The sequence below is a fragment of the Amycolatopsis sp. NPDC003731 genome, from assembly GCF_053586895.1.
The window spans coordinates 43,303-58,303 of record NZ_JBSFNC010000050.1; the positions used below are offsets into that span (position 1 = coordinate 43,303).

13 protein-coding genes and 2 pseudogenes are annotated in these 15,001 nt (G+C 71.7%); 7 read left to right on the top strand and 8 right to left on the bottom strand.

Features of this window, described 5'->3' with window-relative positions:
* Nucleotides 1-49 precede the first annotated feature (49 nt).
* Nucleotides 50-1,189 (top strand): hypothetical protein, encoded by a 1,140-nt coding sequence (locus ACWDN5_RS22120; protein WP_310968703.1) that lies wholly within the window; start codon nucleotides 50-52, stop codon nucleotides 1,187-1,189.
* A 159-nt stretch (nucleotides 1,190-1,348) separates the two neighbouring features.
* Here the strand turns inward: ACWDN5_RS22120 and ACWDN5_RS22125 are convergent, their stop codons facing one another.
* A complete protein-coding gene (locus tag ACWDN5_RS22125) occupies nucleotides 1,349-2,317 on the bottom strand; it encodes a R2-like ligand-binding oxidase (protein WP_310968702.1) in 969 nt (322 codons plus the stop codon).
* On the bottom strand, nucleotides 2,314-2,913 hold the full coding sequence (locus ACWDN5_RS22130) for a TetR family transcriptional regulator (RefSeq protein ID WP_449677605.1): 600 nt from the start codon (nucleotides 2,911-2,913) through the stop codon (nucleotides 2,314-2,316). The genes ACWDN5_RS22125 and ACWDN5_RS22130 overlap by 4 nt, the downstream gene beginning before the upstream one ends.
* Before the next feature lie 95 nt (nucleotides 2,914-3,008).
* On the opposite strand from ACWDN5_RS22130, the pseudogene ACWDN5_RS22135 reads away from it, so the two are divergent.
* Nucleotides 3,009-3,623: pseudogene (locus ACWDN5_RS22135) on the top strand (HAD family hydrolase); the annotation flags it as partial.
* Here the strand turns inward: ACWDN5_RS22135 and ACWDN5_RS22140 are convergent.
* Nucleotides 3,623-3,859: a hypothetical protein gene (locus ACWDN5_RS22140; RefSeq protein WP_176174588.1), complete on the bottom strand. Its 237-nt coding sequence runs from the start codon at nucleotides 3,857-3,859 to the stop codon at nucleotides 3,623-3,625. The pseudogene ACWDN5_RS22135 and the gene ACWDN5_RS22140 overlap by 1 nt on opposite strands.
* Nucleotides 3,860-3,990: 131 nt before the next feature.
* On the opposite strand from ACWDN5_RS22140, the gene ACWDN5_RS22145 reads away from it, so the two are divergent.
* Nucleotides 3,991-4,377 (top strand): cold-shock protein, encoded by a 387-nt coding sequence (locus ACWDN5_RS22145; RefSeq protein ID WP_013230216.1) that lies wholly within the window; start codon nucleotides 3,991-3,993, stop codon nucleotides 4,375-4,377.
* Here the strand turns inward: ACWDN5_RS22145 and ACWDN5_RS22150 are convergent.
* From ACWDN5_RS22150 to ACWDN5_RS22160, 3 genes are read right to left on the bottom strand one after another with little or no spacing between them, the layout of a single operon-like run.
* The gene (locus ACWDN5_RS22150; protein WP_449677606.1) at nucleotides 4,374-4,850 is read right to left on the bottom strand and encodes a DUF2771 family protein; all 477 of its coding nucleotides are present in this window, start codon (nucleotides 4,848-4,850) and stop codon (nucleotides 4,374-4,376) included. The genes ACWDN5_RS22145 and ACWDN5_RS22150 overlap by 4 nt on opposite strands.
* A gap of 11 nt (nucleotides 4,851-4,861) precedes the next feature.
* A complete protein-coding gene (locus ACWDN5_RS22155; RefSeq protein ID WP_449677607.1) occupies nucleotides 4,862-6,784 on the bottom strand; it encodes an MFS transporter in 1,923 nt (640 codons plus the stop codon).
* 50 nt (nucleotides 6,785-6,834) lie between these two features.
* Nucleotides 6,835-7,602, bottom strand: coding sequence for a glutaminyl-peptide cyclotransferase (locus ACWDN5_RS22160; RefSeq protein ID WP_449677608.1), 768 nt, complete (start codon nucleotides 7,600-7,602; stop codon nucleotides 6,835-6,837).
* 51 nt (nucleotides 7,603-7,653) lie between these two features.
* Here ACWDN5_RS22160 and ACWDN5_RS22165 point away from each other — a divergent pair, with 51 nt between their 5' ends.
* Both ACWDN5_RS22165 and ACWDN5_RS22170 read left to right on the top strand, forming a co-directional pair.
* Nucleotides 7,654-9,507, top strand: coding sequence for a DUF3027 domain-containing protein (locus ACWDN5_RS22165; RefSeq protein WP_449677609.1), 1,854 nt, complete (start codon nucleotides 7,654-7,656; stop codon nucleotides 9,505-9,507).
* Nucleotides 9,504-12,311 carry a sacsin N-terminal ATP-binding-like domain-containing protein gene (locus ACWDN5_RS22170; RefSeq protein ID WP_449677610.1) on the top strand — a complete coding sequence of 936 codons (2,808 nt, stop codon included), beginning with the start codon at nucleotides 9,504-9,506 and terminating at the stop codon, nucleotides 12,309-12,311. The genes ACWDN5_RS22165 and ACWDN5_RS22170 overlap by 4 nt, the downstream gene beginning before the upstream one ends.
* On the opposite strand, the gene ACWDN5_RS22175 is transcribed toward ACWDN5_RS22170, so the two are convergent.
* The gene (locus tag ACWDN5_RS22175) at nucleotides 12,308-12,535 is read right to left on the bottom strand and encodes a DUF2530 domain-containing protein (RefSeq protein WP_310969660.1); all 228 of its coding nucleotides are present in this window, start codon (nucleotides 12,533-12,535) and stop codon (nucleotides 12,308-12,310) included. The genes ACWDN5_RS22170 and ACWDN5_RS22175 overlap by 4 nt on opposite strands.
* Before the next feature lie 82 nt (nucleotides 12,536-12,617).
* Here ACWDN5_RS22175 and ACWDN5_RS22180 point away from each other — a divergent pair, with 82 nt between their 5' ends.
* Entirely contained in the window at nucleotides 12,618-14,087 is a 1,470-nt protein-coding gene (locus ACWDN5_RS22180) for an NCS2 family permease (protein WP_310969659.1), read from the top strand.
* Here ACWDN5_RS22180 and ACWDN5_RS22185 read toward each other — a convergent pair whose 3' ends face one another.
* Entirely contained in the window at nucleotides 14,088-14,660 is a 573-nt protein-coding gene (locus ACWDN5_RS22185; protein ID WP_449677611.1) for a hypothetical protein, read from the bottom strand.
* Between the two features lie 108 nt (nucleotides 14,661-14,768).
* On the opposite strand from ACWDN5_RS22185, the pseudogene ACWDN5_RS22190 reads away from it, so the two are divergent.
* Nucleotides 14,769-14,918, top strand: a pseudogene (locus tag ACWDN5_RS22190) (MarR family transcriptional regulator); the annotation flags it as partial.
* Between the last annotated feature and the right edge of the window lie 83 nt (nucleotides 14,919-15,001).

The window sequence follows — 15,001 nt, forward strand, 5'->3', positions numbered from 1 at the left end:
GGGCGCTTCCGGCACGGGAGCGACGGGAACCGCCGGCGGAGGGGGAGTCGTGCTGTCCTGCCTGAAGAAACCGATCACCGTGGGAACGCTGCTCGCGGCGGCCGCGCTGGGCCTGCCGGGCGTGGCGGCCGCGGCCGGCGTCGCGCCGGTCGACCTGGGCACCCTGCCGGGTGACGCGTTCAGCACCGTGGCGGCGATCAACGCCACCGGCACCATGGTCGGCGAGTCGCTCCCGTACGACGTGCGGATGCGCTTCCACCCGGTGAAGTGGGACAGCCAGGGCCGGATCAGCGCCCTGCCGACGCTGGGCGGCGAACAGGGCCGGGCGGTCGCGGTCGACGACGCCGGGGTGGCCGTGGGCTGGGCCCAGGACGCGAGCGGTGCGGAGCACGCGGTCCGCTGGGCCCCGGACGGTTCCGTCACCGCGTTGCCGTGGGCGGGGTCCTCCGAGGCGAAAGCCATCAGCCGGTCCGGCGTGGTCGCCGGAAGCGGCAGCACCCCGCAGGGGACGTACGTCGCGCTGCGCTGGGCCCCGGACGGCTCGGTCACCCAGCTCGCTTCGCTGCCCGGCGGCGGGCAGGGCGTCGTCACCGGGATCACCGCGGACGGCTCGCTGATCAGCGGAAGCGCCTCGGACGCCGCCGGCAACGAGCACGCCGTCCGCTGGACGGCCACGGGCGCGATCACCGACCTCTCGCCGGGCAACGTGGGCAACCCGGGCGCCACGGCGGCCGCGATCAACGACTTCGGCGTGATCGCCGGGAGCGTCACCGAGGCGGGCTCGCGGGCCCCGGTGGCCTGGAAGCGGGACGGGCAGCGGATCCGGCTCGACTGGCCGGCGGCACCGGCGTCCGCGACGCCGCGCGCGATCAACCGCGCCGGGGTGGTCGTGGGCAACGGGTCCGTCGACTTCGCCCAGGACCGGGCGGTGCGCTGGAGCGCGCGCGGGGCCACCGTGCTGGAGCCCGCCCGGCGGTCCGAGGCGGTGGCGCTCAACGACTCCGGCACGGCCGTCGGCAACGTCGAATCGGTGGCGGCCCGCTGGGCCGCGGACGGCACGGAAACGATCCTCGGCGCCTTGCCCGGCGGTGGCTACAGCTGGGCGACCGGGATCTCCGCCGACGGGACGATCATCGGCCGGTCCGACCTGTCCTTCGGCTGGCACGCCGTCTACTGGCCGGCGAGCTGACGGACCGGTGTCCGCGAAGTACGGCTAAACCGCTCCGGGCGGCCAGGCGTGTTCCTGCGCGATTCCGCGGAAGGAGGCGTCCGATGATCATCCTGAGCTGGGACTGGTGAAGATCCGGGTGGGGCACCTCGGTCGAGGTGCCCCACGCCGGGGGCGTCCTCAGCCCACCGCGGCAGCGGCTTCCGCGATCGCCTTCGCGTCCTCTTCGCCGAAGGTTTCTTCGAGCTGCTCCGGCGAATAGTCGACGTCGATCTGCTCCACCGGCATCCCGCGCGCCGACTCGATCGCGCCCAGCCGCCGCTGCGCCCGGTCGGCCGCGTACTGGATGATCTCCTGCGGGTCGTTGTCGAACGGGATCTCCTCGAACTGGTCCTGCACCCACTGGATCATGTTCAACGCGTGCGGCAGCAGCTCGCCCATCCGCTGCTGCACCGCGTCCCACAGGGAGTCGTCCGCGGCGACGTGCCGACGGCAGGTGAAGGTGCCCCAGGCCATGTGGCGGCGCTCGTCGTCGCCGATGCGGCGGACCAGTTCCTGCATGCCCGGCAGGATGTCGTGCTGGGTGCAGATCAGCTGCCACGAGTAGTAGCCGGTGAGCGCCAGGCTGCCCTCGATGACGTGGTTGTACGTGACGCTCGCGCGGATCTGGTTGAGCGGGCTGGGATCGTCCTCCAGCGCCCGCAGCGACTGCGGCAGCTCTTCGTAGAACAGCTTGCGGTAGTGCGGGTTCTCGGCGACGAACGGGTGGAGGTCCTGGGTCAGCCCGACGGCGTCCATCCAGCGCCGGAACACCTCCGTGTGCTTGGCTTCCTCGAAGCAGAACTGCGTCAGGTACATCTCGTCGCCGAACCGGCCGGTCGCCGACATCGCCCGCATGAACGGCTGGATGTCCTCGGTGACGGCCTCTTCGCCGGCGATGAACTGCGCGACCAGGTACGTCGTGCTGCGTTTCTGCTCGTCGTTGAGCGTGTCCCAGCCTTCGCGCTCGCGGCTGAAGTCGATGTCGGCCGGGTTCCAGAACTTCTTGTTGCCCTTGACGAACAGCCGCAGCGGGAAGGAATCCCAGTTCAGCCCGCCCTTGCGCAGTGAGGAAAAGCCGGTCCGGAGCTCCGGGAGCGTGTCGGTCATCGTTTCACTCCATTGTGGACGAATTGGCGGATGGCGGGTTCCAGGACCGCGGTGACGGCGTCGGCCGCCTCGGTCGCCGAGTGCGTGGAAAGCACCAGGTGGGACAGGGAAAGCCGGACGACGGTCTCCGCGAGCAGGGCCGCGGCCTCGGCGGAGAGCCCGGGCTCGAACTCGCGGTACTGCTCGGCGGCGAGGTCCGCGGCCGCGGTGAGGATCGGCTCACCCCTGGTGGTGAGCAGTGGCAGCAGGTCCTCGCCGGCTTCGGTGCCGAGCGCCGCCGCGACCAGGCGGTTCTCCCGCGCGTGCTCGATCGTGTAGACGACGGCGTGGTGGATGCCCGCCAGGAGCCCGTCCGCCGTTTCGAACCGCTGCCGGATCCCGTCGAGGAACTCCGACGCGGTGCGCAGCGCCACCGCCTGGGTCAGCGCCGCCTTGTTCCCGAACTCGTTGTAGACCGTTTGCCTGCTCACGCCGGCTTTCGCGGCGACGTCGGCCATCCGCAGGCCCGCGTGGCCACGGTCCGGCAGCAGGTCGGCGGCGGCGTCCAACAGGGCTTCGCGCAGTGACGCCTTCGTCCGCTCGGTGAAGCTGGTCACACCTCCACCTTGACACAGATCACTCCGCTGTCAAGGCGCTGTACATGATCGGCTCACGTGTAAAACTGTCGGTGTCTCGGGTTACCGTGTTGATCGTGGGCATCACCGTGGGGTTCGACCTCGACATGACACTGATCGACGCCCGGCCGGGCATGGCCGCGGCGATGAACGCGCTGGGCGCCGAATCCGGCCTGCCGCTGGACGGCGAGGCGTTCGCGGCCAACCTGGGGCCGCCGCTCGACGACATCCTGCGCGGCTTCGAAGCGCCCGAGGAACGCATCCCGGGGCTCGTCGACCGGTTCCGCGCGATGTACCCGGAAGTGGTCGTGCCGAGCGCGGTCGCGCTGCCGGGCGCGGCCGAGTCACTCCGCGCGGTGCACGCCGCGGGCGGGCGCACGCTGGTCGTCACCGGGAAGTACGGGCCCAACGCGCAGCTGCACGTGGACGCGCTCGGCCTCGAAGTCGACGAAGTCATCGGCGAGCTGTGGTCGACGCAGAAGGCCGAGGCGCTGCTGGCCCACGACGCGCGGGTGTATGTCGGAGATCACGCGGGCGATGTCCGAGGTGCTCTCGCCGCCGGGGCGATCGCCGTCGGCGTCACCACCGGGCCGTGTGATCGCACGCTGCTGCTGAGCGAAGGAGCGGAGGTGGTGTTCGAGTCGCTGACGGAGTTCCCGGCGTGGTTCGAGAAGACGTTCGCGGCGGTGCCCTAGTTCTTGGCGCGCGCCTCGATCACCAGGGCGATCAGGCCGAGGAGCAGGCCCAGCGGCGTGATGACCCCGGCGGCGACCGACAGCCAGATCGGCAGGTTCTCCAGGCCGGCGGCGAACATGATGAACACCGCCAGCACGGCGAGCATGCCGAGGCCGAAAAGCCCGATGCCGACGCGCATCAGGAACGGTTTGCCGGGAGCGGCCACACCGGCCTCCTTCGTCGTGCTCTTCATGACGCATGAGGGTATCCGCCGGTATCGACTTCTCCCCAGGGGCTGTGGCGAGATACCCTTTACCCAGCGCGCCCTGGGTACGCCCCGGGCGCGTTCGTCGTGAGCGGACAGCAGAAGGACTGGTGAGGGAAGTGCCGACCGGCAAGGTCAAGTGGTACGACGCGGAGAAGGGGTTCGGGTTCGTCACGCAGGACGGTGGCGCCGACGTCTACATTCGCAAGGCCGCGCTGCCGCAGGGCGTCGAGGGGCTGAAGGCCGGACAGCGGCTGGAGTTCGGCGTCGCCGACGGCCGCCGCGGGCCGCAGGCGCTCTCCGTCCGGCTGCTCGACCCGCCGCCGTCCGTCGCCGAAGCGCGCCGTCGCCCGGCCGAGGAGCTGCACGGCCTGATCGAGGACATGATCAAGCTCCTGGAGCTCAAGGTGCAGCCGGACCTGCGGCGCAACCGCTACCCGGACCGCAAGCACACCAAGCAGATCGCCGAAATCATGCGCGCGGTCGCCCGGGACATCGACCCCTAAGCCTCCAGCCGGAGACCCCAGACGTCGCTGGGCAGCAGGCCCGATTCACCGGTGCTCGAGTTGAGCACGGCGGTGTACTTCTGCACGTCCACCGCCGAAATGCGGTCGGCGGGCGTCGGGGGCATCACCGTGTAGGCGTAGCGGTCCAGCGACGTGAACGGGATCGGGTCGCTCTGCTTGTACTCGCCCTGCGGGGTGACGTACTCGTAGACGATCTGCCACGGCGCGTCCGCGACCTCGCCGGGCACCGAGATCTGCACCGGCTTGCCCGGGCGCACCTTCAACGTTTGCGTGTCGCCCGTGGCGCTGCACGGCTGCGCGAGCTGCCGGGAGTAGTCGCACGAGAGCACCGGCGTCGTGTTGATCGTGTGGCCGTCGGCGTAGAAGGTGACCTCGGCCGGGCCGGGCGCCGAGCAGCCGGCCACCGCGAACCCACCGGCCGCAAGCAGGGCCACCACCCGGGAACGTCGCATGGCCCCAGACCCTACCGGCGGGCCGTCGGGTCCCGGGGCAGGCCCTGGGCCGGGAAGCTGCCGGTCGGCTCGGGGCGCAGCGGCCGGTCGCCGCCGAGGCCCGGCACGAGCGACCCGCCGCGGCGCACCAGGTACGTCTGGGTCAGGCCGACCGCCAGCAGGATGCTGATCACCAGGAAGCCGATCCAGTACGTCGGCGGCAGCAGCAGGCCGACCGCCCCGCCGAGGCACCAGGCCAGCTGCAGCACGGTTTCCGACCGGCCGAACGCCGACGCGCGCGACTCCTCGGGCAGGTCCTCTTGGATGACGGCGTCGAGGCTGATCTTGGCCAGCGCGCTGGCCGTCGCACCGATCAGGCCGACGATCGCGGCCGTGGCCAGGCCGGGCAGGAGCGTCGCGACCAGCGCGGCGAGCACGCAGCCCGCCACGCAGCCGACGATCACCTGGTCGGGGCTGCCGAAGTGCAGGCGCGAACCCAGCGCGTTGCCGAGGAACCCGCCGGCGCCCGCCGCGGCGCCGATCACGCCGAGCAGCAGCAGCTGCATGAACGGCGTCTGCCCGCTGCCCTCGGTCTGCGCCTTGACCGCGAACGCGGCGAACATCATGAGGAAGCCGGTGAGCACGCGCACCGAGCCGTTGCCCCAGAGCGCGACGACGATGTGGCGGCCCAGCGGCTGACGGCGCTTCTTCTCCTTCGGGTGCGCCGACAGGGACGTCGGCACCTCGCCCTCGGTCGCCTCCACCCAGGCCGGGATCCGCATCGACTGCACGGCGGCGGCGACGCAGATCAGCGCCGTGAACCACAGCGCGCCCGCCGAGCCGGTGATCGCGTTGACGCCGCTGGCCAGCGCGCCGAACACACCCGCCGCGACCAGGCCGAACGTGGTCAGCCGGGCGTTCGTCTTGGAGAGCGTGATCTCCGACGGCAGCACCCGCGGTGTCACCGCGGCCTTGAGCACGGTGAACGACTTCGACAGCACCATCATCCCGAGCGCGGCCGGGTAGAGCAGCCAGTCGTCGAAGTGCAGCGCCATCACGACGGCCATCAGGCCCTGGCCGATCGAGGAGGCGCACATCGCCAGCCGCCGGCCGCGCTGCACCTTGTCGAGCGCGGGCCCGATCACCGGCGCGACCAGCGCGAACGGCGCGATCGTGATGAGCAGGTAGAGCGCGACCTTGCCCTTGCTCTCGCCGCTGGTCGCGGCGAAGAAGAGCGTGTTGGCCAGCGCGATCGCCATGGCCGCGTCGCTGGCGTAATTGAGCATCACGGCGTAGGTCAGCGAGGTGAGGCCGGACTTCTCGGCGCCGTCGGCCTTCGTCGCGCGCTGGAAGGCGTCGACGGCCTGGCCGGTCAGCTGCCGGCTGCGCATCGCCGCCACCCGCGTGACGGTGATCTTCTTCGGCAGCTTCGGCGTGCCGCCCGGCGTGCGCGGCTCTTCCCGCGGCGGCGGCCCCGGCTCCGGCGGCCGCGGTTCGCCCGCGTAGCCGCCGGTGTCGTAGTGCTCGTACTCACCGCTGCCGGGGTGGCGTTCGCCCTGGTAGAAGCCGCCGGGCGGCTCGCGGCGCACGGGCTCGGTGCGGTGCGGGTCGTAGGGCCGGGCCCCGCGCGGCGGCGGCCGGTGATTCATCGGCGCGGCCGCGGTGGGTGCTTCGTCGGCGTTGGGCACGCGGCCGTCGTGGAACCCGGCGCGCGGGGGCGGCGGATTGCCGTGCTCGACGGGGCGCTGGACGCGGGTGGGCGGCGGGCCGCCCTGCGCCACGGGCCGCTGGACGCGGGTGGGGGGCGGCGGGCTGCCGTGCTCGGCGCGCGGCGCGGCGGCGTCCCGCCAGGACCGGGCCTGGGCGGCGCCCGGCTCGGGCGTCCAGCGCCGCTTGGACTTCCGGCCGCGCTGCTGCGAGCCGGAGCCGTCGGAGCGGGAGCCGAAGAGTGCCACGTGTCAATCCTGCCTTACCGGGGGTCGGTTCCGCCTGCTCATCCGTGCTTTCAAGCCGGAGCCGGGACGAACCTCACCCGGAACGTGGTCGGCCACTGCTTCCCGGTGAGCAGGAAATCGCCGGTGCCCGGGACGGCGGCGATACCGTTGAGCACGTCTTCGGCGCCGGTCGCGTTCACCTTCGCACGCAGCTGACCTGCGTCGATCGTCCCGGTGACGCGCCCGGTGGCGGCGTCGATCCGCAGCACGGTGTCGGTGTGCCAAACGTTTGCGTAGACGTCCCCGCCAACGCATTCGAGCTCGTTGAGCTGGTCGCGCCCGACATCGACGCTCCCGGTGACGGCGAAGGTCTTCGGGTCCCGGAAGGTGAGCTGCGCGGAGCCGTTGCTCATGACCAGGCGGCCGTCGGCCTGGTGGCACAGGCCCCAGCCCTCACCCTGGAAGGGGACCCGCCGCAGCTCGGCGAGGGTGGTGGCGTCCCGTTCGATGGCGACGCCGTCCTGCCAGGTGAGCTGCCACAGCGTCGGCCCGAGGACGGTGACGCCCTCGCCGAACATCGGCGACGGCAGCGTGGCCGTGGTCCGCGGCGGCCCGCCGGCGGGGCCCGCGGTGAGCGTGGACTTCCCGGCGAGCCCGGTGCTCTCGTACAGCGTGTCACCGGCGAACTCGAGGCCTTCGGTGAAGGCGGCGGGATCGTGCGGCAGGGTCGCGAGGACCTGGACGGTGAGCCGTTCCGGCCCGGGTTCTTGCGCTGGAGCGCTGGCGCAGCCACCGAGGGCGGCGGCCAGCAGCAGGACGGTGACGATCGGCGTGCGCACGATGAACAGCCTGGCACGGGCGCCGCGGATGCGTGCGGCACAATTGGCCGCATGACTTTGCTGCTGACCCTGGACGACGGTTCCGTGCAGCGCAAACTCGCCGACGCGGTGGAGTTCGCGCGAGCTGCGGTGCTGGAGGACGCACCCGAGGAGCAGCTCGGCGCCCACGTGGGTGTCACCCGCGAGGACGCGGTCACGGCAAGTCACCTGTTCGAGGCCCAGGTCCCGGGCTACGGAGGCTGGCGCTGGTCGGTCACGGTGGCCCTGGCGGGCGACGACGAGCCGGTGACGGTCAGCGAAGTGGTCCTGGTCCCGGGCCCCTCGGCGCTGGTGGCCCCGGCCTGGGTGCCGTGGGAGCGCCGAGTCCGAGCGGGCGACCTCGGAGTGGGCGACATCTTCCCCACGGCGGAGGACGACCCCCGCCTGGCCCCGGCATACATGCAATCGGACGACCCGGCGGTGGAGGAGACGGCCCGGGAGATCGGCTTGGGCCGAGTCCACACGCTGTCCCGCTTCGGCCGCACGGAGGCGGCGGCCCGCTGGCACGCGGGCGAGTTCGGACCGAGGTCCGACATGGCCCGAAGCGCGCCGGACGTGTGCGGGACGTGCGGGTTCTTCGTGCCGCTGGCGGGTTCGCTGCGCGGAGTGTTCGGGGTGTGCACCAACGACATCGCCCCAGCGGACGGCCACGTGGTGGACGTGGAGTACGGGTGCGGAGCGCACTCGGAGGTCGAGGTCGAGGTGACGTCGTCGGTCCCGGTGGCGGAGCTGGTGTACGACGACTCGCTGCTGGACTTTGAGCCGGTGGCGGAGGTGGAGGCTGAGGCGAAGCCGGAGGCGGGAGCTGAGGCAGAGGCGAAGCCGGAGGTCGCGGAGCCGGAGGTCGGTAAGCCGGAGGCGAAGCCGGAAGCCGGGGCGCATGACGATCCCACGGCCCCGCAGCGCCCAGAGGCGGAGGCGAAGCCGCAGGCCGCGGAGCCGCAGGCCGGGGCGGAGACGGAAGCCGCGAAGGCAGCCGAGGCGGAGCCGCAGGCCGCGGAGCCGGTAGCGGTGGGGGAGCCGGAGGCGGCCGCGGTCGAAGCGACTGCCGAGGCAAAGCCGCAAGCTGCGGTGGAATCCGAGCCGGAAGCGGCCGAGGAGAAGCCGCAGGCTGCGGAGCCGGTGGCAGCTGAGGCGGAGGCCACTGAGCCGGAGGCCGCGGAGTCTCAGGCGGGAGAGCCCGAGCTGGCGGTGGCAACTACCGAGGCGGAGCCAGAGGCGGCTGAGGTGGAGTCGCCGGCGGCGGAGGCTGCGACGGGGATAGCGGAGTCGGACCTATCGCCGGCGGAAGTGGAGCCGGAGCTGGCGCAGATCCAGGTGACTGTTGAGCCAGAGGTCGCGCAGGGCGAGCCCGCGGCCGAAGCGGCCGCGGCGGTGGCGGAGCCGGTTGAGGCGGCGGCTGAAGGTGCGGCAGAGCCGGTTGCGGCCGACGAGATTGCCGAGCCGGGGGATGCGGCGGTGGCCGAGGCAGCCGAGCCGGTGGCGGCGGAGGAACCAGCGGCGATCGAGTCGGCGGCGGGGGCCGTGGCCGATGCGCCGGAGCACGTGGTCGAGGCCGTCGCGGCGCCGGTTGAGGGTGCGTCCGAGGTGGATGCTGTGGGCGCCGTTGATCCGGCTGCTGCGGTGGCCGAGCCAGGCGAAGGACCTGAGCCGGCGGCCGATCACATCGCCACGCCCGCCGAGGCTTCGGTTGTCGCGGAGGCTGAGCCCGTGGTTCCCGAAGCACCCGCTGATGAGCCCGCGGTGACCGATGTGCCGGAGCCCTCCGAAGCGGAGCCCACCCAGGCTGAGGTGACCGATGCCGTCGCCACCGAGGCCGCCGGTGATGAAGCTCAGGCTCAGGTCGACGGCTCTCCCGAACGGTGATCGGCGACACCCCTGAATCGGGCGATCCCTTCGGGACCGCCCGGCTTCGTGAAGCCACCCTGCGGTCCTGGCGGGACTCGCCCACCCGGCTCACCGAAGACACCAACGTCGAACGCGATCTTCGGGTCGGGGCCTACCGGGATCGGCTCTTCGTCGAACTTGCGCAGAACGCCGCCGATGCCGCCATGGCCGGTGGGAAGCCCGGGCGGGTCCGGGTGTCTCTTGTGGACAACGAACTGCGGTTCGCCAACACCGGCGCTCCGCTCGACGCCCGGGGTGTCGCCTCGCTCGCCTCGCTGCGGGCCTCCGGCAAGACCGGCGAAACCGTCGGGCGCTTCGGTGTCGGGTTCGCCGCCGTGCGGACCGTTTCCGATGAACCCCGCGTTGTCTCCGGCACCGGCGGGGTCGCCTTCTCCGCCCAGCGCACCCGGGAAGCCGCCGGGATCGCCGGCGACGTTCCCGTCCTTCGGCTTCCGTGGCCCGTCCCGGCCGATGTGCCGCCCGGGTTCGACACCGAAGTCCGCCTGCCCCTTCGGGATGGTGTCGACGGGCGTGCCCTTCTCGACGACCTTGCGCGGGACGTCGCCGATCTGCTGCTCGCCCTGCCCTGGCTGGCAGAGTTCGAAGTAGACGATCGCGTTTGGACACGTGAAGCCGACGGTGACTTCGTCGTAATCCGCGGCCCGGAACGGGAAACGCGCTGGCTGACTCATCGCGGTGACGTCGTGTGGGCCGTTCCGGTCGACTCCGAGGGGGTTCCCCAGCCGCTTCGCGAGGACGTTCTGCGCGCCCCGACGCCCACCGATGACGGGCTGTCGCTGCCCGCTCGGCTGCTTGCCTCCGTTCCGGTCGAACCGTCGCGGCGGCGCGCGCTTCCTGGACCCGAACTGGCGCAAGCGCTCGAGGCGGCCGCGAAAGAGTACGTCGGGCTCGTGCGGTTGCTGCCGCCCGAACAGCGGTTCGCGCTTGTTCCGGCCCCCGGGTTTCCGAAGTCCACTGTGGATAACAAGCTTCGCGACGAAGTGTTGGCGACGCTCAGCGTGGAACCGTGGCTGTCTACTGAGGACGGCAAAGAGGTTTCCGGTCGTCAGGCTCGGGTGCTCGACGTTGAGGTGCCGGGGCTGTCCGCGCTTCTGAAGGACCTCGTGCCGGGGCTGATCGACGGGCCTGCGCAGGTTCTCAAAGTCGTTGCGGTGCAGGTGATCGGCATCGAAGAGGTGCTGGACACGCTGACCGGCGTCACCCGGGATCCGGGCTGGTGGCGGGACCTCTACGCCGCACTGGCGATCGCCGTCGAGTCGCACGCTCTGGCCGGGGAACGGCTGGACGGGCTTCCCGTCCCTCTGTCCGACGGGCGGACGCTGCCGGGTGCTCGGGGCTGCCTGCTCGTCGAAGGCTCGGCCGAACTGCTCGACCTGCTGTCCGATGTGGATATTCCGGGATTGCGGCTGGTGCACCCCGCCGCGTCGCATCCGCTGCTGGAACGGCTGGGTGCCAAGCGTGCCGATGCCCGGGAGCTGCTCAACGCCGACCAGCTGCGGGACGCTGTCGAGCGCAGTGTCGAGGACGTCCGGTCCGGTTTGGACGGTACGACGCTCGCCGGTGCCGTGTTGCGGCTGATCGCCGACTGCGGGGACGATGCCCCGCGCTGGGTCGGGGCGCTCGCCCTGCCCGGTACCGACACCTGGCGCCGCGCCGACGAGCTGGTCCTCCCGAACTCGCCGCTCCTCGACATCTTCGACGAAGAGGTCTTCGAAGAAGACGGCGCCATGGACGTCCTCGACGATGACTTCGCCGGCGACTGGCCGCAAAGCACCCTCGAAGCCGCCGGCGTGCTCGACTCCTTCGCCGTGGTCGTCGACGACGAACCGCACGAACCCGACCACGATCTGCCCGACGAAGAAGCCTGGTGGGATTCGCTGCCGGAACCGCCGTCGACGCTCGTCGCGATCCGGGACCTCGATCTCGTCGCCGACGACGCCTGGCCCGCCGCCCTGCGCCTCCTCGCGACCCGGCCGGAGACCTGGCAGGCCCTGCGCGCGCCGAACGGGCACGCCGCCTGGTGGATCGCGCAGTACGCCGTGCTCGAGGGAGCCGCGCCGAACGAGTGGCGGCTGCCGGACGCCGATCTGGCCGGGCTCTTCGACGAGATTCCCGACGTCGGCCTGAGCGAGGAGCTCCTCGAGATCGCGGGCGTGCGCAAAGACCTCGATCTGTCCACTGTGGATGAGGCCAGGGACCTCCTCGCCCGGCTCGCCGACCCGGACCGCGAGGTGTCGCTCGGGTTGACCACGCGCGCCTACGACGCCGTCGTCGAGGCCGGAGTGGACCCGGGTGTGCCGCGGGCCGTACGAGCCGCCGATGGGTCTGTTGTGGACGACGCGCTGGTGCTGGACGTGCCGTGGGTCGCCGGGGCGCTCGAACCCAGCCGGTACGTGGTCGCCCCCGAGGACCCGGAGCGGCTTGCCGACCTGCTCGACCTGCCGCTCGCCAGCACGGAGGAAGCCCGGGTCGTCAGCGAAGGCGAGTACGCGCCCTGGGCCGAGCTGCCCGCGCTGAAGCTCGTCGCCGACCAGCTCGGCATCCGGGTCCCGGACGGCGGTGTGCTGGTGCACGACCCGCTCACCGTGCGCATCCAGGACGCCGACCACGACGTCCCGTGGTGGTCCGATGACCGGCTGCACGCGGCCGACACGTCGGAGGGCCTGGCGCGCGCGTTCGCCTGGGCGGCCGGGCGCTGGCCCGACCGGCACCTGATCACGGCGCTGCTGGACGACCCCTCGCCGAGGACGATGCTGGGTTAGAGGCGCTGGGCCGACTTGGAGCCGCGGCGGGCGGCGGCGCGCTGCCAGGCGATGATCGCCATGCCGATGAAGCCGAGCGCGAAACCGGACAGTGCCGTCTGCACCCACAGCCCCGAAGTCGTGAAGAAGAGCACCACCAGCGCGACAGCCCAGATCGAGGTGCCTACGATCACCACCGGCGTCAGGTCGGTCAGCTTCTTGGGCAGCTCCGGCGTGTGCCGCAACGAGCCCGTAACCTCCGGTGGATTGATCGGTTCACTCACGAGGTGCAGGGTACTCCGCAGCAGCGAGAGAATGGGCAGGCGAATGGCGGAGCAGGAGACGACTCGCACCGGGACGTCCACACTGGACCGGTTCTTCAAGATCACCGAGCGGGGGTCGACCGTCTCGCGCGAGCTGCGCGGCGGCCTGGTCACCTTCGTCACGATGGCCTACATCGTGGTGCTGAACCCGCTGATCATCGGCAGCTTCTCGGCCGACGACGCGGGCGCGCACAAGGACGTCCTCGGCGGCATCCTGCCGGTACCGCAGGTCGCCGCGGTGACCGCGCTCGTCGCCGGCGTGCTGACCATCCTCATGGGCCTGATCGCGAACTACCCGTTCGCCATCGCGACCGGCCTGGGCATCAACAGCCTGGTCGCGGTCACCATCGCCCCGCAGATGACCTGGCCCGAGGCGATGGGCCTGGTGGTCATCGAGGGCGTGATCATCGTCCTGCTGGTGCTCACCGGGTTCCGCACCGCGGTGTTCCGGGCCGTGCCGGCCGCGCTGAAGTCCGCGATCGCCGTCGGCATCGGCGTGTTCATCTGCCTGATCGGCCTGGTCGACGCCGGTTTCGTGCGCCGGCTGCCGGACGCCGCGCACACCACCGTCCCGGTCGGCCTCGGCATCAACGGCTCGATCGCCTCCTGGCCGACCGCGGTGTTCGTCGTCGGCCTGCTGGTCACCGGCATCCTGGTCGTCCGCAAGGTCAAGGGCGCGATCCTGATCGGCGTGCTGAGCTCGACGGTGCTGGCCATCGTCGTCGAGGCGATCGTCAACGCCGGGCCGTCGAAGGGCACCGACCCGAAGGGCTGGAACCTCGGCTACCCGGCGCTGCCGGACCAGGTGTTCGGCCTGCCGAACCTGTCGCTCGTCGGCGACGTCTCCTTCGGCGCCTGGACGCGGCTGCCGATCATCACCGTCTGCCTGCTGGTGTTCACCCTGGTGCTCGCCGACTTCTTCGACGCCATGGGCACCATGACCGGCCTCGCGAAGGAGGCCGACCTGCTCCCGGAGGACGGCCAGCTGCCGAACGTCGGCAAGGCGCTGTTCGTCGAGGGCCTCGCGGGCGCGGCCGGCGGCTTCGGCTCGGCCAGCTCGAACACGGTGTTCGTCGAGTCGGCGTCCGGCATCGCCGAGGGCGCGCGGACCGGCCTGGCGAACATCGTCACCGGCGTGCTGTTCCTCGCCGCGATGTTCCTGACGCCGCTGTACCAGGTGGTGCCGGTCGAGGCGGCCGCGCCGGCGCTGGTCGTCGTCGGCGCGATGCTGATGTCGCAGGTCCGCGAGATCGACTTCACCGACTTCTCGATCGCGCTGCCGGCGTTCCTGACCATCGTCGTCATGCCGTTCACGTACTCGATCGCGAACGGCATCGGCGCCGGCTTCGTCAGCTACGTCGTCATCCGCGCGGCCACCGGCAAGGCCCGCCAGGTGCACCCGCTGATGTGGGTGATCGCGCTGGCCTTCGTGGCGTACTTCGCGGTCGGGCCGATCCAGGCGGCGTTCCGGTGATCAGCCCGGCGCGCTGACCTTCATCGCGGCGTCCAGCACGCCGCGGTTGCGGTCGAACTCGGCGGGCGGCGCCTCGTAGCGGATCGTGACGAGGCTGTCGCCCGCACCGAGCCCGATGACGGCGGCCCGTTCGGGGTGGCCGTCGCGGAGGTAGGTGTAGTCCCATTCCGCCGCGTCCGGGATGTCGCCGGCCTGCGCGGGCTTGACGACCGAGCTGTCCTGGTGCGCCTTCGCGGCCACGGCTTCGAGCCCGCTCAGTGCGTCCTCCTGCGTGATCGGCACCTTGTCGGTCTCCAGGAGGAGCTGACCGCTGCGGTAGCTCGCCCGGTCGTTCTCGCGGGTGACGGCCCAGCCCGCCGGGACCGGGATCTCGATCGACCAGCCGCGCCCGCCGGCCGCATCGGGGAAGCGGTAGACCTCCAGAGACCCCTGGACGATGGCGGAAGCCGGCGTCGACGGTGGTGGTGCGGGCGCGGCCGCGGGCGCGTCGTCACCGCCGCCCAGGAACTGCGCCGCCACCACCGCCAGGACCGCCACGCCGACGACGGCCGAGCCCACCAGCTTCTTGTTCATCGTGCTCCCCAGGGTTTCGCTCCTGGTGAGGACGCGCGACCGTATTCCAGGTTGCGGGTTGACGGAGATCACCCGCTCGGCCGAAGTTTCGTAAGGTATGCTAACTATATGTCCGGCGACACGCACGAACGCTCGTTGGCGAGCCGTCTGCGTCTCGCGGTGGTCCGGCTCAACCGCCGGCTGCGGGCACAGCGCGTCGGGGACGACCTCACGCTGACGCAGGTCGCCGCGCTGTCCACCCTCCACAAGTGCGGCGCGCCGGATGACGACTGAGGCACACACGAGCCGGTAGCCGCCACGGCCGCGGCCGCTCATGCCGCTGACCGGACGTTCGCCGACAC